Consider the following 17,866-nt stretch of genomic DNA (forward strand, 5'->3'; position numbering starts at 1 on the left):
TGAGTGAGAAAAGAGGGAGTTTACGGCGCGGTACTGAAAAACTCGCCGAATTTCACCGCCAGCCAGCCCACCGGGGTGGTGGCTCCGCCCACGATATTAGTGATTTCCGCCATCCCTTCCGGCACCGGAATGTTAGAGTTGACCGCCGCCTGGGTGTATTCCCGCGAAATATCCGTCCCGACGTACAAAATACAGGTGACCACCAGCGTGCCGGTGATAAACATGCGGAACATATTGCGTTTGCAGAACGGCGTCACCATCGCCAGCAGGAACATCAGCGAGGCCAGATCGACAAACGGCAGCACGCGGTTGCCCGGCAAAATAATCGCCAGCACCACCGCCATGGGGATCAGCAGCAGCCCGGTCGCCAGCACCGAGGGTTCGCCAATAAGCAGCGCGGTATCCATGCCGATATAGAAGTCGCGGTTGGGAAATTTCGCTTTCAGCTTCGCTTCCGCGGCATCGCGCACGATAAGCAGACCCTGCACTAAAATTTCGATCATTTTCGGCAGCAGCAGCATGGCGGCGGAAACTTTAATCGCCAGCGACACCGCGGCTGCAACATCGTATCCGGCAAGGAAGGCCAGCAGCAGCCCCAGCACGAAGCCCAGGGTCAGCGGTTCACCGAAGACGCCGAATTTTTTATTAATACTTTCTGGGTCGAAATTAATTTTATTAATCAGCGGGATCTTATCAATAATATAGTTACAGGCAATACCAAACGGCACGTAGGTTATACAGGTAAGATGGGGGAATGATATCCCTTTAAGATTATAGTTTTTTTGCAAATACGGTGCGGTTAAATCCGCCGCCAGCAGGGTTAAGATAAATATGCCGAAGGTAATGCCAACGGAGAGCCAGTAGTTACCGGTGCCGGCATACACGACCGACCCCATAATCAGGAAAATCCAGTAGTTGAATATATCGATATTTACCGTCTTGGTTAATTTAAGCAGCAGCATGGCGATATTGATAACAATAAATCCCACGACCACTGGCAGCATCAGCGGCGAGCCCCAGCCGATAGTGGAGGCGGTCGGCCAGCCGGTATCGACCACCGTCAGGTGCAGACCGATGCGTTCAACCATGGCCTGCGACGCCGGGCCGAGGTTGGTCAACAGCAGGCCGATCACCAGACCCACCCCTTCAAAACCGATACCGACCAGCATCCCGGCTTTAAATGCGGTGCCAATTTTAACGCCGAAGCACAGGGCGATAATAAAGAATATTACTGGCATCATCACTGATGCCCCCAGACTAATAATGCTGTTGATAATATCCATAATATTTCCTTAAAAGGCGGCCGAATTGGGCGCGAGCGAACCCGTGCCCAATGGGCCGTAGCAAAAACCTTACGCGGCTCTTTTAATATTTAACCGAGTTGCTTCAGCAAGATCTCAGAAAAAATCTTCGGCGAATTGCTGAAGGCATCAATAGTACTGCCGGCAATATGCGGCGTTATCGTGACGTTATTCAGCGAATAAAACGCGCTATCCTCCGGCAGCGGCTCATCATCAAAAGTGTCGAGGGCGGCGCCCATGATTTTACCGTCCTGCAGCGCGGCGATCAGATCGCCTTCATTAATTAAGCCGGAGCGTGCGGTATTGACGATAATGGCGCTCTCCTTCATTAATTCAAAATGATGCGCGTTAATCAGGTTTTCCGTTTCCGGGGTCATGCGGGCATGCAGCGAAATCACATCCGCACGGCGAACCAGCTCATCGAGAGAATCCACCTTTTCATAGCTGTCATGGCCGGGGACGTACTTATCGTAAAAGATAATCTCGCTGCCGAAACCGCGCAGGAAGCCGGCCACCAGCTGAGCGATATGCCCCAGCCCGACCAGACCCACCACTTTGCCGCCCAGTTCAGGAATGGCCCGGTGGTTAGGACTCTCTTTGCGCCAGAACTTATCGCGTAGCGCATCGTGCGAGCGGGCGATGTTGCGCATTTCCGCCAGAATCATGCCGACGGTAAACTCCGCCACGCTGCGGGCATTACGTCCCGGCGTGTTCATTACCTCAACTCCGCGCGCTTTGGCCTCCGCCTGATTAACGTTTTCAATGCCGCCGCGCAGCACGCCAACGTATTTAAGCTTTGGCAGCTTGTCGAATACCGCCGCGTTGACCGGGGCGAACTGGACGATCAGGATCTCAACCTCTTCAGCGCCCTGAAGCAGGGCGGCAGGCAGCGCCACCGCTTCGGAGCCTTGCTGTTCAACCAGTAAATTATCCTCCTGCAGTTTTTCAATCGACTCGTGCGACCATTCGCGCACTTCCACTGTAATACCTTTATCTTTCAGCGCTTTCAGACCCGCGTCCATCATCGCTGCATTGATAAACAGATCGGCAATTGCCAGACATTTCATAATGATTCTCCATAAATTAACGCATCAACATACCGCCGGTGACATCCAGAGTCGCTCCCGTCATATAGCTGGTTTTCGGAGAGACCATGAAGACGCCGATGTCGGCAATTTCGTGCGGCTGGGCTACCCGGCCCACCGGAATACGGCTGACGTAATAGTCAGGATTCTGCTCAATGTTTTTACGGATCATCGCGGTATCCATAATGCCGACGGCGATGTTGTTGACATTGATTTTCTGTTTCGCCACCTCGCGCGCCAGCGAGATAGAAAATGCCACCAGGCCCGCTTTACTGGCCGCGTAATGCGCATGACCGGTGGTCGAACCGTGGAAGGCCGCCTGAGAAGTGATATTCAGAATGCTGCCGGCCCGATCTTTCGCCAGGCAGTGGTTGACAAACAGCTGGCTCAGGTGGAAAACCGCCTTCAGGTTGACGTTCATCACGCTGTCCCACTCCTGCTGGGTGATTTCAGTGACGTAGCCGCTTAGCCAGATCCCGGCATTGTTGACCAGAATATCGGCGTTCCCCAGCCGCTCAATGCAGGTCGCGAACAGATTCTCCCGGCTTTGCTCATCGGAAAGATCGGTTTTCACCGCAATAATCTCGACGCTGGCGCTATTTTTTACCTTATCGATCAACTGCTCCGGGCGCTCCTCATCACGCATATAGGTGAAGCAGATGTTGACCCCTTCTCTGGCGAGGGAAAGGACAAACTCTTTGCCCAGTCCCGTTGCGCCGCCGGTGACGATAGCCGTGCGGTGGTGTAAATTCAGATCCATACTTTCCTCGCTTAATGCGTAATGTAGTTACTGCAGCTTTTCCACGGAGACTGCATTTCCGATAGCAGATTTTTGTAGAGCTGATACTTATCCTGATAGACCTTGTTATTGTCCGGGTTCGGCGTGACCGTTCGCGAAACGTGAACCATCTCATTTGAGGCGGCAAAGACATCATCAAACCAGCCAACCATGACCGCGGCGGTCATCGCGGTGCCCAGGGTGCCGTGCTCTTTCACGTCGACAATCTCCAGAGTGGACTGGAAAATATCGGCGAATATCTGCAGCCAGACCGCAGAGTTAGTGACGCCGCCCGCAATTCGAATGGTGCGGCTTAGATCAGGGTTGATGTTGCGCAGACGTTCGGTGTGATAAAGGTGGCTGAAGGCGACCCCCTCGTAGATAGCGCGCAGAAAATGCGCTTTTTTATGGAAGCTATTCAGGCCGATAAACCCCGCGGAGGCGTCCGGGATGGTGTTGGAGCCGAAGACAAACGGGAAGAACAGCAGGTGGCTCTCGGCGGGCGTTGTCGTGGAGACCAGATCATTGCACAGATCGTAGACTGACGATCCCTGCGCCGCCGCGGCGGTGCGATCGCCTTCCATAAAGTTATTGATAAACCACTCCAGATTACTGGCGGATGTGGGGCTGGCCTCGGTAATTAACCATTTGCCCTCAATCGGATAAATCGAGGTCATAAAGAGATCCCGGTCGATAACCGGATGGTCGGTCACGTATTCATTGATGCTCCAGGTGCCGGTAATAATCGCCAGCTTATTCAGAGTATTGATGCCGGAAGCGACGGATGACGCCGAGATATCAAACACGCCGCCCGAGACAGGCGTTCCGGCACACAAACCGGTTAGCTGCGCGACGTCGTCGGTAATGTAGCCGCAGCAATCGGTGGAGCGTTTAATGGGCGGAAGCTTGTCGCGCAGATCGCCGAGCCCCCACCAGGCCAGCAGCGAGGCATCATAGTCACGGTCGCGAACGTTGATCAGGTTAGTCCCTGAGATATCGGTAAGTTCGAGAAAGGCTTCGCCGGTCAGATAAAAACGAATCAGATCTTTGACCATGAATATGTAGCGCGCGTTGTTCAGCGCTTCAGGCTCGTTCTCTTTCAGCCAGGCGAGGAGGGCGACGGGCTGGCCTGCCCAGATGGACTGCATGGTTTTGGGCAAAATGTCGCTGACAAACGTCGGGTCGCGGTACCACTTTTCAACCCAGCCCTTAGCCCGGCTATCGGTGGAAATGATCCCGTTGCGCACCGGGGCGCCCGCTTCATCCACTATATACAGCCCGTTGCCGTGGCCGGTGACCGCCACGCCTTTGATCTGGCTGGCGTCGATCCCCGACTGCGCGAGGGCCGTTGTAATGACTTCAACGTTGGCCGCCCAGAGTTCGTTGATATCTCGCTCGGTGTGAAATTCCTTCGGGGTCAGCATTTGCGTAGACTTCGACGCGCTGGCCACCACGTTGCCGGCGCGATCGTAAATCGCCGCTTTTGTGACGGTGCCGCCGTTATCAATGCCCATGACGTAGTGTTGTTTCATTGGCGTGGACTCCTTATGCGTTACCATAAACCGGGTTCGCTGGTGGTAATGCCTTTAAATCCGGCATGGAAAATTTTATCTACAAGGTATTTCCGCTTTACAAAGCCTCCGGCGATGAATATCACGTCAAAGCCTTTTAAATTCCGGCTAATCAATTCCAGACACTGGCAGGCATATTCAGCAGGTAAGATTTCAATAGCATCTGGCGGGTTATGCTTAACAATATCGATGGAGTGATCCAGCGAACGCGAGTCGATGAGCAATACCCGGAAGATAGTTAACAATCCCTCTTTTTTGGCATAGCGTAGGGCCGAGAGATTGGACGAAATAACACCATCAACCTTGTAGTAATTTTTGAGCAGACTGATCCCCGCCTGGTCGGGTTTAAAACCGCCCAGTAGCTCCAGGTGAATAAGCACTTTTTTGCCGCGCTGATGGCATTTGCCAATCAGCGATTGCAGGTTGCCGATATTTGCTTCGGACAGCAGTACGTATTCTGATGCGCAGGCCAGCGCCTGTTCAAAATGTTTATATTTTCTGACGGAAGGAATGATGGTGTTATTTAAGAACATATTAATATCCGATGTTATTTAGCCATGTAGAGGCTGTAGGCATCTTCCGCTGTGGCATTTTCATGGATGATGGCGTTCAGACCTGCTACTACTTTTGCCGGCTGTGGGTCCTGAGTAATATTGCGGCCCACCGCCACGCCTTTTGCACCCACCTGCATACAGTGCTGCACAAATTTAAAATAACCGTCGATGCCGGTTTTCGGGCCGCCCAGCGCGAGTACCGGCACGCCGGCCGCTTCGACGATAAGCCGATCATCTTCGGTACCGGTAAAGCGGGTTTTGATCACGTCAGCCCCCAGCTCTACGCCGATGCGGGCCGAGGCGGCGATAACGGCCGGGTTGTTGGAGTCGTCGCTGGTCACGGGATAGCCGTACGGCAGGGATTCCACGATCAGCGGCACGTTCCAGCGATCGGCGGCCTGCGCCAGCTGCATCGTCATGATGTGCGTTTTCTCTTCATTGAACGCGCCGGGGAAGGTCATGCACACCACGCCTTCCGCAGCCACTTTCAGCGCATCCTCAATGGAAAAGACGGGGGTCGTATCGGGAACGGTATTATCAAAAATATTCACTGTGCTATCGACGCGTAATACAACGGGAACGCAATTGAAAACTTCGCGGAAATTTTTCAACATGCCATAAGTGACCAGCGCGCAGTCCAGGCCGCTTTCAACAAGGGTCGGGAGCTGATTTATCGTATTATCAATACCATTTGTTTTGCTTGAAAAATAGTAGCCATCCAGCGCCAGCGTGACGGATTTACCATCTTTTGCGAAAATGCGAGAGAGACGACGTTCTTTAGACATTTTTTGACTCCTGAGATAGAAAAAAACAAAAAAGGCCCTCAGAGACTTTCGTCTCTGAGGGCCTTCGATTCACTTACCCTTTTGATAATCGTTCAGCAATCCAAACCATTATCAATTAATTTTTCAGCCTGACGGGTAGGGTTTAAATGCTGTTTAATTTAAATCCGTTCCCTTGCTTGAATTAATTACTAGCATGCCTGCGTTCTTTTTGTCTAGCCGTTATTGATAAACTGAGATGCTTATCACGAATTAAACTTGAGTTTAATCTTATCGGCGCTTGCGAATTTGAACACCAACAGCCGATTTTATTGTGCTTATGCTAAGAGTAAAAACTCTATCGTCAACTGCGCCAGCAGCAGCAGCAGGGCAATCAGCGCCAGCCATTTCGCCGGACGCAGCTTATGCTGCGGAATAGAGGTATTACGCAAACGCACGAACCATGGATTGTTTTTCATTATTGACGTCCTGTCCCTGATGTCTGTTAACGGGATCGACAGAAACTGAATGACGATCTAATTAGCTGATATTAATGGATTAGTCGGCAATAACCCATGAATAAATGAAGCTGGTTTAGCTTTCATTCAATAATTGGGACTCAAATCATATACAACATAAATCAGGATAAGGGTCCGTCAATAAACGCTGTTTCAGACCCTCATCTGGCTGTCGGTTGCTGACAGAGCGTCCGCTGTCTTCAGAGTTCATGATCCCAGGGCGGGTTAGCGCCCGGCCTGGAAACCGTCACCGCGGCGGCGCGCATCCCCAGATCCACCGCCTGGCGAACCTGCTCACGTGACAGTGTCACTAGTTTCTCCTTCTCCAGGAGCCCGGCCTGCGTGAGGCTGGCGAGAATACCGGCATTCACCGTATCGCCCGCGCCGACGGTATCGGCCACCGCTACGCGAATAGCGGGCACATGCAGATGAAAATCAGCGGTCCAGGCATCAGCGCCGTCAGCGCCGCGGGTGACCACGATGAGCTTCGGCCCCCGCGCCAGCCAGCGGCCTATCACCTCATGCTCTTCGCCGGGTTCGGCAAACCACGCGAGGTCCTCATCGGAAAGCTTGACGATATCCGCCAGCGCAATCATGCGCCTCATGCGCGCCAGGTGTTTCTGCCGGTCCGGGATGAAAATTTCACGAATATTAGGGTCGAGGAACATCACCCGACGCGGCGCTTCCCTTACCATCAGCGCTTCATAAACGCTGCCGCACGGTTCGGCGATCAGGCTGATGCAGCCGAACAGAACGGCGGAGACGTCATCCCCGAGCGTCGGCAGGTCGTTTTCAGTCAGCATTCGACCGGCGCTATTCTCATCGTAAAAGGTATAGCGGGCCTGACCGCCTACCAGCCTGACGAAGGCGAGGGTGGTGGGCAGCGGCGCGCGGGTTGAGGGCGAATAATCCACGCCGGAGGCGTCAAGCGTGTGGCGCAGCATGTCACCCATAAAATCGTCCGATAAACCGGAAAACAGCGCGACCGCCATCCCCTGGCGACCCAGGGCGACGGCGGTATTGAACGCCGCTCCGCCAACGCAGGGAGTAAAGGCGGGGGCGTTCTCGCGGCTCTGACAGGGCAGCATGTCGATAAGTGCTTCTCCGCAGCAGAGGATCATGGCTTTTCTCCCTGGCTCACCGCGACCACCGGCGGGGTTTCCAGCCGATCGGCTACCTGCATCCAGTTTTCGGCAAAACGTCCGCAGGCGGTCTTGATATCGACGCCGACGGGGAGCTCCGGACACTCGTTTTCGCCGTTGCTGCCCCAGTTAACCCATCCGGACTGGCGGCGCTGGACTATCTGAAACGCGCCGGAGGGGCGGGAGGTCCACCAGATCATCGCCCGGCCGCTCGCTGAATCATACTCGACGGTTTTACTGGCTGGCCCGGGAAAGATGGTTTCATCCGCGACGGCGGAAACGTCAACGGGCGAATCGGTCAGCAGCCATTCCCGCTCGGTGAGATCGGCTCTGCGATGCGCCCGGGCGCGAACCTGGCTCAGCCGTTCGCGAATCTCCGCCTCATCGAGCACGTTCTCCCAGCGGCAGAACATCCGCCAGTAGAGATCCCAGTGGGCGGAGGCCATATCGGCGAGCTGTTCGCGGAATTCGGTAAATTTCGGGCTCTGGTTTTCCGAGGTGGTGACGGTATTGGCCACCATGGCGACCAGCTCTTCGGCATAGGGGTCGCCCGCGCGATAGCGGGTGCCGCCGTACGCCGCGAAGCGATCGAACAGCAGTTTTCCCGGGCCGCTCTCAAATTCGTCGCCGACGGTGATCTTGTTGGTCACCGAACGGCCGTTAATCACCGTTGAAAAATCATCTACGCAGTAGCGCCGCTGAAACCAGGGCGTGTTCCAGCTAAATTTCCAGTCGATGGAGAAACGTTTACCGCGCAGCTCCGGTAATAATCCGTCGGGGATCGCGCCGCGCATGCGGTAGTGATGATAGACCGGGCCTTCCTCGAGGATCTCAATATCAACGAGGGTATGCTCCGGCGGGTTTATCAGCCCATTTTCCGGGGTGAAAAACGGGCCGTAAAACCCGCCAATGGCGTTATTTCCGGAAGGAAGCAGCTCGACGTTGTCCTGCAGCGCGCGAAAATGGCGCAGCCCCCACTTGGATGCACCGACGCCCTGGGCGGTTCCCCGACACATTTCCAGATCGAAACAGCCGGTATTGAGACGGACAAAACAGTCCTTTTCCCGGCCAGGCAGCCGGTGGATACCGGCGATTTCACCGACTTCAGCCGCCGTGAGCGGGCGGTCAAGCCGCATCTTGAGGGTCCCGCTGAAGCTGACCGTCGCGATAAAGGTGGTACTGTTTTGCGTCGACTCATGGGTGAGGCGCTGGCAAAGGATCCGCTGGTCCTCGCTGGTGATTGCCCACCACAGGGGCTCCTGCAGTTTCTCCGGGAGAGTAAACGTAATCGGTTCGCGATCCCGGGTACCGTTCATCGGGTCCGTCAGCGTAATGTGATATGTCATGAGGGTATACTCCATTAAAATTTAAGCGTGCGAAGACCCGCCGCCAGCGCGGCGGATAAACAAAGCGTCAGGGAAAGCTAGCGGGTACGGGCGATCTCTTTTTTCCGCCAGAAGGTAAACAGCTCCGGATGCTGCTTCAGCCCGTCAATCGCCACGGCAAGAATGATGACGATGCCTTTAATCAATAGCTGGGTGAAAAAGGGCACGCTCAGCAGAATCAGGCCGGTGCTGAGTACGCCAAGAATAATCGACCCAATCAGGGTGCCGATAATCCGCCCGCGTCCACCGGCGAGGCTGGTGCCTCCCAGCACCACCGCCGCAATGGCGTCCAGCTCATATCCCGTACCCGCCGTGGGCTGGGCGGAAATCACCCTGGCGGCGAAGATAATTCCCGCCAGACCCGCGCAGACGCCGGCAATCATGTAGACCGCCGCCAGCACGCGTTTGACCCGTACGCCGGCCAGGCGCGCGGCCTGGGCGTTGCCGCCGACGGCATAGATATGACGGCCGAACCGCGTGCGCTCAAGAATGAACCACGCCAGCAGATAAACAATCAGCATAATAATGACCGGCACGGGGATACCGGCAAGATAGCCATTTCCCAGCTCGCGGAAGCTCAGGCTGCTCGACACAATAGGCTGCCCTTCGGTAATGGTGTAGGCCATACCGCGCAGGAAGGTCATGGTGCCGAGAGTGACGATAAAGGGCGCGAGAGCGAGATAGGCGGTGAGCACGCCGTTAAGCAGGCCGCACAGCGCGCCCACGCCAACGCCGGCCAGAATCGCCAGCGGCGCAGGGAGCCCGGCCATCGCCGCGACCACTGAGACTACGCCGGAAACGGCGACGATTGACCCGACGGATAAATCAATGCCGCTGGTTAAAATGACGAAGGTCATGCCCGCCGCCAGAATAGCGTTGACGGAAATCGAGCGGGCGATATTCAGCAGATTATCGACGCGGTTAAAGTTTGGCGCGAAGGTGGACATCAGGATCAGCAGCACCAGCAGAACGATTAAGATCCCCACCCGATCCCACCATTTCGCAAAATCAAACGGCGCTTTGACCGGCAGTTCCGTCACAGGTTTATTGTTGTCCATGGCATTCTCCGGATTGACTGGTAAAGGTTCCTGTTGCGTGCAGCATCACTTCTTCTTCCGTGGCTGAAAACGAGGGTAACTGATGAACGATTCGCCCGCCGCGCATGACCAGCACGCGGTCGCTAATGCCGATGGCCTCCGGTAAATCGGAGGAGATCACCAGAATGGCTTTCCCGGCGCGGGCGAGCTTGTCGATCAGTTCGTAGATTTCCCTTTTGGCGCCGATATCCACGCCGCGGGTCGGTTCATCGAGAATAAGCAGCCTCGAATCGCGCAGCAGCCAGCGCGCCAGCGCCGCTTTCTGCTGGTTTCCGCCGGACAGGGCGCTGACGGGCAGTTCAACCGCATTTTCCCGCAGCCGCAGCCTGCGCATCTGCTCAAGGACGGCGGCGCGAATCGTCTTGCGTTTCACCACGCCGCCGGCGACAAAGTTATCCAGCGAGCTGATATCAATGTTGTGCTCAACCGAATGCCCCAGAAACAGTCCCTGAGTTTTACGGTCTTCGGTCACCATCCCGATACCGTCGGCGATAGCGGCGGTGGGGTCTGCCGGATTGCTCGTCCGGCCGTCAATGCGCACGCTTCCTTGGGTGCGCGGGTCGGCGCCGAAGAGCAGGCGAGCGACTTCGGTTCGCCCGGAGCCCACCAGACCGGACATGCTGACCACTTCGCCCGCGTTGACCTCAAAGGAGACCGGGCCGGTCGCACTGCCTGCCAGGTCCCTGACTTCCAGCAGTACCTTGCCGGGCGTACGCGGCTCGTGCTGATAGAGATCGACGATTTGCCGGCCGACCATCATGCGGACGATATCGGTGGTTGAGACGTTGCCGAGGATTTCCGTGCCGATCCACGTGCCGTCCCTGAAGACCGTGACCCGGTTTGCCAGCTGCCATACCTCTTCCATGCGGTGCGAAATATAGACCATCCCGACGCCATCCTGACGCATCTGCTCGATCAGCCGGTATAGCTGGAGAGTCTCCGCCCGCGACAGGGCGGCGGTCGGCTCATCAAGCACCAGCACTTTGGCGTTTTCACTGACGGCGCGGGCGATCTCGACCATTTGCTGACGCCCGATACTCAACGAGCCGAGCGGCGCCTGCGGGTCGATGTCCGCGTTAATCCGATCCAGCTTCTCTCTGGCCTCCCGGTGCATCCGTTTGCGATCGAGAATACCGGCGAAAGCGGTCGGTTCCTGGCCGAGAAACAGGTTTTCCGCCACCGTCATATCGGGAACCGTATTCAGCTCCTGGTGGATAATGGCGATGCCATATTTGCGGGCATCCCTGGGCGTGCGAATATCAATCTCCTGCCCGTCGATAAAAATAACGCCGCTATCGCGCTGCTCGTTACCGGAGAGGATCTTCATCAGCGTGGATTTGCCCGCGCCGTTTTCCCCCATCAGGGCATGGACCTCTCCGGCGAATAAATCAAAGCGTACGTTGTTCAGCGCCAGGGTCGCGCCGTAGCGTTTTGAAATCCCTTCCAGCCTGAGCAAGGGAGGTGATGTTGTATCGGCCATTGTCTTTGCCCTCCGGGATGAACCTGAGCGTCATCCCGTTTTTGCCTCTTAAAGTGACGAAGTGATTACCAGCCCGGATAGCTGTCGACGTTATCGCGGGTGACCAGTACGCTGGGGATCAGGACGGTATGAGAGGCGATCGGTTTGCCGTCGACCATATCCTGAGCAAGCGTGATGGCCTGGCGCACCATTTCGCCCGGATTTTGCGTTGCGGTACCGATAAACGGCGAGCCGCTGCGCTTAAGTTCTTCAACCGCTTCCGGGCTACCGTCGACGCCGGTAACTTTGATCGCGCCCGCTTTGCCTGCCTGTTCAACGGCCAGTACCGCACCGAGCGCGGAAGGATCGTTCATGCCGAAAATACCGGCGACGTCCGGATTGGCTGTGAGCATGTCGGTGGTCACCATCAGGCCGGAAGCGCGGTCGTTGCGCGATGCCTGCTGGCCGACGATTTTGATATCCGGGTATTTTTGCGCGACGTTTTTACAGCCTTTGATGCGGTCGATAATGGTCTGAATCGGCGTGCCATCCACCAGCAGCACTTTGCCTTTGCCGCCCATCTGGCTGAACAGGTATTCGCAGGAGGTTTCCCCGGCCTGGATGGCGTTGGTCATGATCGCCGCGTCTGCGCCTTTCGCGGGCGTATCGACCGCGATAACGATAATTCCGGCGGCTTTTGCCCGCTGAATGGCCGGCTCGATCCCGGACTCATCGACGGCGGAAATAATGATGAGATCCACTTTCTGCTGAATAAACGCGTCAATCTGCGTGTTCTGGTTTGCCAGATCGACCTGCGCATCCTGTACGTTAAGGGTTGCGCCGATTTGCGCCGCGGCCTGCTTAGCGTTCCTTTCCATTGCCGAGAAGAAGGGGTTGGACATGTCCTGCACCATTAAGCCGATGCGGGAGATTTTTTTGCCATCCTGCGGCGCGGCGCTGGCTGCGGGAATAAACCCTGTCATGGTGGTGATTACCGCGCTAACCGCGACAGCCAGCCATGCTTTGCGAAGTTTGGTCATATTCTGCTCCTTTCATTATCGTGTGGTATAAGGTACGGCCAGGTGTGGGGAAGCCTCAGAAATAATCCCCTGATGTTGTTTTTCGGTAGCGACTGAAATTCAGCCGTTATCTACATCGCTAAAATGATGAGCGCGTATAGCACGCCGTAGCCCGCTTTTTTGTCGGGTGGCGCCTTACCCGGCCGACGAAAACCGCAAGCGCCGTTTCTGTCGGCCCGTGCAGGGGAAGCGCCGCCGGGCAATGCCGTCCGGGCGATACGTTGTCAGCAATCTCAATTGCCTCTTTTTAATAGTTATTTATTTTCTACAGCCGCAGGACTGGCGAATAACCAGTTCGGCGGGAACTTTACGCTGGGTATTAATTTCTCCTTTTCCTTCCGGATTAATTAACTGGATAAGCATTTCAGCCGACTGCCTGCCAATCTCTTCGCTGTTTTCATTAAGCACCGTTAGCGGCGGATTTAATAGCGGCGCCCAGTCGAATTCATCGTAGGCGATAAGCGCCATATCGTCGGGGATGGCTATCTGGCGCTGCTGAAGCTGTTTAAGTGAACCCAGCAGAATAGGGTTGTTACCGGCAATGAGCGCGTCCGGCAGCGATGTCTGGCGGTCCAGGTATCGGCTCAGGGTGTCCGCAGCCGACTGCGCGTCGTTCTCCGTTTCGACAACTTCAAGCGTTGCGCCGCAGCGCTCCGCGGCCTCGCGAATACCGCGCTCGCGTTCAAAACGCGTGGTCCAGCGGTCCGGGTAGATGAGGAGCAGCCAGCTTTTATAGTCGTGCTGCGCCAGATGGGTCCCCACCAGCAGGCTGGCCTGATAATTGTCGGTCGTGACGCTGGGAAAGTTGTGCTCGCCGCGGGGAGGTGAGTCAACGAAGACGACCGGAATATCCCATTTCGCCAGCAGGCTCAGGCTTTCCGGCTGAAGCGTCACCGTCGAAATGATCCCGGCCATTCGCGACTCGATCAGGCGGTTAATCATGCGATCTTCCTGCGCGCGGTCGTAGGTACCGTTGACCGCGATATCGCCAAGCACTACGGTCCACTGCGACGGCTGCAGCATCTGCTGAATACCGGACATCAGGTTGAGGTAGTAAGAGTTCGAGGCATGGGCGGTAATCACCGCCACCGAGTCCCTGCTTGAGCGGCGTAGCGCCTGGGCCGCGCGGTTAGGTACGTAGCCGAGTTCTCGCGCCACTTTTAAAATCAGCTCCCGGCTGTCGTCAGCAACGCCATCGCCACCGTTTAGCGCGCGTGAAACGGTAAACATAGAAAATCCCGTCGCTTCACTCACATCCCGCATCGTTGCTTTACGCATATTTCGCTCTCTGTATTTATGAAATTACCCGCGATACAGACGGCTATTTCCTTGACCTAAACGTTTATGAGGCTAAACATAAACGTTTAGGTTTGTTTGATCAGTGAGCCGCTTCTCGTTTTGTGAACAGAAGGTAAACAACGTCGTTTGTGAATGATTTCTATGTATTTATTGATTTAATGCATATTTAGCCCGCTTGCCGCTTTGCTACTCTTGAACGCATTCATTCACGGTCAGACAGGGTCGTCGCGTTGGAAATCTTTTTTTAACCCACTGAAAAGTATTCTCTAAATATTTTTCACATCGCAAAAATCACGGTCCGTTTTCGACGGATCCGCTTTTGTATGGGTTAAAAAAAGGTTCACCATGAAAATTACATGGAACGTCAGGCCAGTCGGCTATCAGCTGATTAGCAAGCGCTGCCCCGCCTGTCATGGGCAGCAGGATTTCACCCCATCCGGCGCCTTCCGGGTCAACTCGCAAAAAAAAGTGCTCGATGTCTGGAGTATCTATAAGTGCGTGCGCTGCGCGTATACCTGGAACATCAGCCTGTTCTCGCGTTTGCCCGTCAGCAAAATCAATCCGCAGCTCTACGCGCGACTTATCGCTAACGATAAATCTGCCGTCGAAGCTTACTCTCACGATCCGGTCGTTCTGCGGCGTAATCGCGCGGCGCTATCGGGTACGCCTGACTTTGTGGTTCAGGAACGCTGGCGCATCAACCTTGTTCGCGCTTCTCAGGTGAGGGTGGATGTCAGGGTCACGCGCGCCTTTCAGACCAGCCTGCTGTCGGTCCTGAGACGAGCGCTGCGGCTTAGCGGTAGCGCGATCCGTCAACGTCTTCAATCGGGAGATATCGTCGGTATTACGCTGAAAGAACTGCGGGCACCCAGGCTGCGGCCGGAGGGATATACGCTGTACATCACGAGGGAGGTTCTCCTGGCGCGCAGGCCTATTTCATTAAACGCGGGCTCAGCGCGCGGGAGACGATAGCCATTGCCCCGGATAGTTTTCTATCCGGGGAGCTGACTCGCAAAAATCGATTCGGGTTGCCGCAAGGGGCAAAATAGCCTTGCCTTTTATACTGTGAATTTATACAGTTTTTGGCGGCAGTACGGCGATAGTGTCCATCGGTACCCCGGATGCTGCGACGGCAAATTCTGTTAATAAAAGGAGAGTGCGATGTCTATGGATACGCGTAAAGAAGTGCTGTTTGTCCTCATCCAGGAGTACGCCGACTGGGAGTTCGCGCTGCTGGCACCGGGGCTGCGCCGCGGGTTTGGCGTATGGGAACCGCGATACGAAGTCAGAACCGTGGCTGCCGATGAGGGGCCGGTGAGGTCAATTGGCGGGGTGCGCTGCCTGCCGGATTATACCTTCGAGACGATACCCGATGATTACGCCGCGCTGGTGCTGGTGGGCGGAATGAACTGGTGGGGAGAGGAGGCCCGGCGGGTTGTACCTTTGGTAGAACAAGCGCAGGCCCGGCAGATTGTGGTAGGCGCGATATGCGACGCTTCGGCCTTTCTTGGCGCGCATGGCTTTCTCAATGATGTCGACCACACCTCGAACGGGCTGGCCTACCTGCAGAGCCGGGCGGGGTCAGCCTACAGCGGCGCCGCGCGATACAGAAACGTGCCTTCGGTTCGCGACGGTAACCTGGTGACTGCCAACGGCGTTGGCTTTGTGGATTTTACCTGCAATATGCTGTCTGCCTTAAAGGCGGCCCGCCAGCAAGAGATCGAAGCCATGAGGGAGACGTTCAGGTCGGGAATGTTTACGGAAGGCTGATGCAGACAAGCATGGCCATTTGCCGAAATCGAATCATCTGGCTGAGAGCATCCGTCGCTATATTGAGAGTTGCCAGGGTTGTTGCGCAGGGTTTCGCCATGCGCTAACCCTGCCTTAACTATCCGGCAACTATCCGGCAACTATCCGGCGTGGGGCTTAATCTGCGTTTGCGTAATAAACAAACGCCAGCTTATTGCCGTCCGGATCTCTGACGTAGGCGCTGTGGAAACCTTCACCGTACTGCGGGCGATGTCCTGGGGCGCCTTCATCACTTCCTCCCAGGCGTAGCGCCAGCTGATGCAACTGCTGAATATGCTCAACCGAACGTGCGTTCAGGGCCACCATAGCGCCGTTGCCCGCTGTTGCCTGCTGCTGGTTGAACGGTTTGCCAACGCACAGCCCGATGGTGCGGTTTCCGCTGAATGTCCCCCACGATGCGCCTTGCTCGCTGCGGCCGCTCCGGGGCTGCCCCAGCATCTCCATCAACGGGTCGTAAAAACGAATCGCGCGCGGCAGATCGTTAGTGCCGAGCATGATGTAGGAAAACATGACTCCTCCTCATTTTTCGCCTGAAGGTTGCTGCTGCCAATCTAGCAGCAAGGCGGGAGCACGGGCAGCCCGAGGAGCCAGAAATCATACCTCCGTCGCGATTCTTCAGCGATTTTGCCCGCGCGCGAGCCGACTGCTCAGCTCAGATCGTGCAAATCTTTATCATTCGGCGGCAGCAGTGATATCTGGTCGAAAGTAACCCGCAGGCCGCTGCGCTGCGGCGTGCAGCACATGATGCCGACCTTCGCCGCGCCGCCCGGAAAAGGGCACAGCCGCAGCAGCGGCCACAGTTGGCCATCCGTTGAATACTGCAGGCGCAGCGCTTCTCCGCGGCGGGTCAGACGCAGCCAGAACTCACCGGGGTCGCCCGGGAAAATACCGGTTGCCCAGTCTGATGTTCCCTGCGTCAGTACGCTACCGATAGCGGGCGCGCCGTCGTTGTACTCGATACCGGCCTTAATCCAGCGCCTGGCGTCCTGCATTAACATGATCCCTGCCTGGTCATACAGCGTACTGAAATCTGCTCGCACCCTTACCTGAAAAGTGAAGTCCCCCGCGGCTTCCGTGGCGTAGATATGCCCGGAAAAACGCTTAAACCCGTACCAGGTTTCGCGCCAGAAGTCGGTTTGCGCATCGGTGACGACGCGCAGTTCGCCGTCCTCTTCTGACCATGTCGCGGGTTCGTTAATCCATTGAAATATCTGATGCATCAGGCCTCCTGTCTTTGCTGAATAAGCGTTAAAAACCGCAGCGTGTCTTCGTCCGCCTGCTGCGCAAGGCGCGCATCCCACGCCGGACTGTCGGCATCGCAAAAGCCGTGCTGCGCATTGAACATCCGGCAGGCCACGGAGGGATATTTCTCCAGCTCGTTTTGCAGGGCGCGGGGATCGAACGCCGGCTCATGGCGGGCGAGAATCACCTGCGTTGGGCACGGAGGCGCCGCATCGCAGTACTGGCGGATCCGTGAACCGTAGTGGCAAACCGCACCGTCGCAGAGTCCGCTTCTGGCGGCCAGCCAGGCTAAGGTGGCGCCTACGCTGTAGCCGATAAGGATTAGCGTGCCGTATTTCGCTCTTAGCTCGGCCAGCAGCGACACGATGGCGGCGGTATCAAATCCGACATTATCGGAAAAGTGGCGCCAGGCCTGCTCCTGCTGCTCATAGGCGAACGGCGCAGAGTGAGGGAAAAGCGCTGGCGTGTACGCATCGAAGCCGCGGCTGCGCCAGGTCGCGGCGGATCGCTGAATATGCGCGTTGATGCCGTAGATTTCATGCAGCAGGACGATGGCTTTATCGCAATCAGGTAACATACATGCGCCTCTGGCGGATAAAATGGGTTTATCTCCGGTCGGAAGGTCAGTTTATCAAGGCTGACGCCTGTAGTATAAACATACCGCCCGGAAGATTGCTCGTGCATCCAGGTCTTTGATTTTCCTGGTCGGATCAACGTCACGATACGCCATCACATCAAAGTAACGTTGTTTTTTCAGCTTAAAGTCTATCCAGTTAGCGAGACCGT

At 56.0% G+C, this 17,866-nt stretch carries 18 protein-coding genes; 2 read left to right on the forward strand and 16 right to left on the reverse strand.

Annotated elements, in window-relative coordinates; all coding sequences use genetic code 11:
* Positions 1 to 20: 20 nt before the first annotated feature.
* From JLG71_RS13380 to JLG71_RS13440, 13 genes are all read right to left on the reverse strand, one after another.
* Entirely contained in the window at positions 21 to 1,283 is a 1,263-nt protein-coding gene (locus JLG71_RS13380; RefSeq protein WP_004851075.1) for a PTS galactitol transporter subunit IIC, read from the reverse strand.
* Positions 1,284 to 1,372: 89 nt separating this feature from the next.
* A complete protein-coding gene (locus JLG71_RS13385) occupies positions 1,373 to 2,368 on the reverse strand; it encodes a 2-hydroxyacid dehydrogenase (protein ID WP_047723784.1) in 996 nt (331 codons plus the stop codon).
* A 16-nt stretch (positions 2,369 to 2,384) separates the two neighbouring features.
* A complete protein-coding gene (locus tag JLG71_RS13390; protein WP_200914277.1) occupies positions 2,385 to 3,146 on the reverse strand; it encodes an SDR family NAD(P)-dependent oxidoreductase in 762 nt (253 codons plus the stop codon).
* A gap of 11 nt (positions 3,147 to 3,157) precedes the next feature.
* Positions 3,158 to 4,696, reverse strand: coding sequence for an FGGY-family carbohydrate kinase (locus JLG71_RS13395; RefSeq protein ID WP_200914278.1), 1,539 nt, complete (start codon positions 4,694 to 4,696; stop codon positions 3,158 to 3,160).
* Positions 4,697 to 4,716: 20 nt separating this feature from the next.
* Positions 4,717 to 5,268, reverse strand: a complete 552-nt coding sequence (locus tag JLG71_RS13400) for a glycerol-3-phosphate responsive antiterminator (protein ID WP_004851068.1) — start codon at positions 5,266 to 5,268, stop codon at positions 4,717 to 4,719.
* A gap of 14 nt (positions 5,269 to 5,282) precedes the next feature.
* Positions 5,283 to 6,074, reverse strand: a complete 792-nt coding sequence (locus JLG71_RS13405) for a class I fructose-bisphosphate aldolase (RefSeq protein ID WP_200914279.1) — start codon at positions 6,072 to 6,074, stop codon at positions 5,283 to 5,285.
* Between the two features lie 314 nt (positions 6,075 to 6,388).
* Positions 6,389 to 6,529 carry a hypothetical protein gene (locus JLG71_RS13410; protein WP_004851064.1) on the reverse strand — a complete coding sequence of 47 codons (141 nt, stop codon included), beginning with the start codon at positions 6,527 to 6,529 and terminating at the stop codon, positions 6,389 to 6,391.
* A gap of 239 nt (positions 6,530 to 6,768) precedes the next feature.
* Positions 6,769 to 7,689, reverse strand: coding sequence for a carbohydrate kinase family protein (locus tag JLG71_RS13415; protein WP_200914280.1), 921 nt, complete (start codon positions 7,687 to 7,689; stop codon positions 6,769 to 6,771).
* Entirely contained in the window at positions 7,686 to 9,056 is a 1,371-nt protein-coding gene (locus JLG71_RS13420) for a hypothetical protein (RefSeq protein WP_200914281.1), read from the reverse strand. The genes JLG71_RS13415 and JLG71_RS13420 overlap by 4 nt, the downstream gene beginning before the upstream one ends.
* A 77-nt stretch (positions 9,057 to 9,133) precedes the next feature.
* Positions 9,134 to 10,153: an ABC transporter permease subunit gene (locus JLG71_RS13425; RefSeq protein ID WP_004851056.1), complete on the reverse strand. Its 1,020-nt coding sequence runs from the start codon at positions 10,151 to 10,153 to the stop codon at positions 9,134 to 9,136.
* Complete coding sequence (locus JLG71_RS13430; protein ID WP_048252269.1) at positions 10,140 to 11,672, reverse strand: sugar ABC transporter ATP-binding protein; 1,533 nt, start codon at positions 11,670 to 11,672, stop codon at positions 10,140 to 10,142. Before JLG71_RS13430 ends, JLG71_RS13425 begins: the two co-directional genes overlap by 14 nt.
* Before the next feature lie 65 nt (positions 11,673 to 11,737).
* The gene (locus JLG71_RS13435; RefSeq protein ID WP_014229437.1) at positions 11,738 to 12,691 is read right to left on the reverse strand and encodes an ABC transporter substrate-binding protein; all 954 of its coding nucleotides are present in this window, start codon (positions 12,689 to 12,691) and stop codon (positions 11,738 to 11,740) included.
* Positions 12,692 to 12,988: 297 nt separating this feature from the next.
* Positions 12,989 to 14,008: a LacI family DNA-binding transcriptional regulator gene (locus JLG71_RS13440; RefSeq protein ID WP_048262879.1), complete on the reverse strand. Its 1,020-nt coding sequence runs from the start codon at positions 14,006 to 14,008 to the stop codon at positions 12,989 to 12,991.
* A gap of 366 nt (positions 14,009 to 14,374) precedes the next feature.
* On the opposite strand from JLG71_RS13440, the gene JLG71_RS13445 reads away from it, so the two are divergent.
* Both JLG71_RS13445 and JLG71_RS13450 read left to right on the forward strand, forming a co-directional pair.
* Complete coding sequence (locus JLG71_RS13445) at positions 14,375 to 15,001, forward strand: DUF1062 domain-containing protein (RefSeq protein WP_014229435.1); 627 nt, start codon at positions 14,375 to 14,377, stop codon at positions 14,999 to 15,001.
* Between the two features lie 189 nt (positions 15,002 to 15,190).
* Positions 15,191 to 15,799, forward strand: a complete 609-nt coding sequence (locus tag JLG71_RS13450) for a DJ-1/PfpI family protein (RefSeq protein WP_025106277.1) — start codon at positions 15,191 to 15,193, stop codon at positions 15,797 to 15,799.
* A gap of 156 nt (positions 15,800 to 15,955) precedes the next feature.
* Here the strand turns inward: JLG71_RS13450 and JLG71_RS13455 are convergent, their stop codons facing one another.
* The 3 genes from JLG71_RS13455 to JLG71_RS13465 form a co-directional block, all read right to left on the reverse strand.
* Entirely contained in the window at positions 15,956 to 16,348 is a 393-nt protein-coding gene (locus JLG71_RS13455) for a VOC family protein (protein ID WP_014229433.1), read from the reverse strand.
* A gap of 137 nt (positions 16,349 to 16,485) precedes the next feature.
* Entirely contained in the window at positions 16,486 to 17,058 is a 573-nt protein-coding gene (locus tag JLG71_RS13460) for a DUF1349 domain-containing protein (protein WP_200914282.1), read from the reverse strand.
* Positions 17,058 to 17,657, reverse strand: a complete 600-nt coding sequence (locus JLG71_RS13465; RefSeq protein WP_025106279.1) for a dienelactone hydrolase family protein — start codon at positions 17,655 to 17,657, stop codon at positions 17,058 to 17,060. The genes JLG71_RS13460 and JLG71_RS13465 overlap by 1 nt, the downstream gene beginning before the upstream one ends.
* Positions 17,658 to 17,866: the final 209 nt, after the last annotated feature.

Origin of the sequence: Klebsiella michiganensis, assembly GCF_015139575.1 — a bacterium.
Taxonomy (GTDB): Bacteria; Pseudomonadota; Gammaproteobacteria; order Enterobacterales; family Enterobacteriaceae; genus Klebsiella; species Klebsiella michiganensis.

Coding starts and splice junctions, on each gene's coding strand:
- JLG71_RS13380 (WP_004851075.1), bottom strand. CDS start 1,283: ATGGATATTATCAACAGCATTATTAGTCTGGGGGCATCAGTGATGATG.
- JLG71_RS13385 (WP_047723784.1), bottom strand. CDS start 2,368: ATGAAATGTCTGGCAATTGCCGATCTGTTTATCAATGCAGCGATGATG.
- JLG71_RS13390 (WP_200914277.1), bottom strand. CDS start 3,146: ATGGATCTGAATTTACACCACCGCACGGCTATCGTCACCGGCGGCGCA.
- JLG71_RS13395 (WP_200914278.1), bottom strand. CDS start 4,696: ATGAAACAACACTACGTCATGGGCATTGATAACGGCGGCACCGTCACA.
- JLG71_RS13400 (WP_004851068.1), bottom strand. CDS start 5,268: ATGTTCTTAAATAACACCATCATTCCTTCCGTCAGAAAATATAAACAT.
- JLG71_RS13405 (WP_200914279.1), bottom strand. CDS start 6,074: ATGTCTAAAGAACGTCGTCTCTCTCGCATTTTCGCAAAAGATGGTAAA.
- JLG71_RS13410 (WP_004851064.1), bottom strand. CDS start 6,529: ATGAAAAACAATCCATGGTTCGTGCGTTTGCGTAATACCTCTATTCCG.
- JLG71_RS13415 (WP_200914280.1), bottom strand. CDS start 7,689: ATGATCCTCTGCTGCGGAGAAGCACTTATCGACATGCTGCCCTGTCAG.
- JLG71_RS13420 (WP_200914281.1), bottom strand. CDS start 9,056: ATGACATATCACATTACGCTGACGGACCCGATGAACGGTACCCGGGAT.
- JLG71_RS13425 (WP_004851056.1), bottom strand. CDS start 10,153: ATGGACAACAATAAACCTGTGACGGAACTGCCGGTCAAAGCGCCGTTT.
- JLG71_RS13430 (WP_048252269.1), bottom strand. CDS start 11,672: ATGGCCGATACAACATCACCTCCCTTGCTCAGGCTGGAAGGGATTTCA.
- JLG71_RS13435 (WP_014229437.1), bottom strand. CDS start 12,691: ATGACCAAACTTCGCAAAGCATGGCTGGCTGTCGCGGTTAGCGCGGTA.
- JLG71_RS13440 (WP_048262879.1), bottom strand. CDS start 14,008: ATGCGTAAAGCAACGATGCGGGATGTGAGTGAAGCGACGGGATTTTCT.
- JLG71_RS13445 (WP_014229435.1), top strand. CDS start 14,375: ATGAAAATTACATGGAACGTCAGGCCAGTCGGCTATCAGCTGATTAGC.
- JLG71_RS13450 (WP_025106277.1), top strand. CDS start 15,191: ATGTCTATGGATACGCGTAAAGAAGTGCTGTTTGTCCTCATCCAGGAG.
- JLG71_RS13455 (WP_014229433.1), bottom strand. CDS start 16,348: ATGTTTTCCTACATCATGCTCGGCACTAACGATCTGCCGCGCGCGATT.
- JLG71_RS13460 (WP_200914282.1), bottom strand. CDS start 17,058: ATGCATCAGATATTTCAATGGATTAACGAACCCGCGACATGGTCAGAA.
- JLG71_RS13465 (WP_025106279.1), bottom strand. CDS start 17,657: ATGTTACCTGATTGCGATAAAGCCATCGTCCTGCTGCATGAAATCTAC.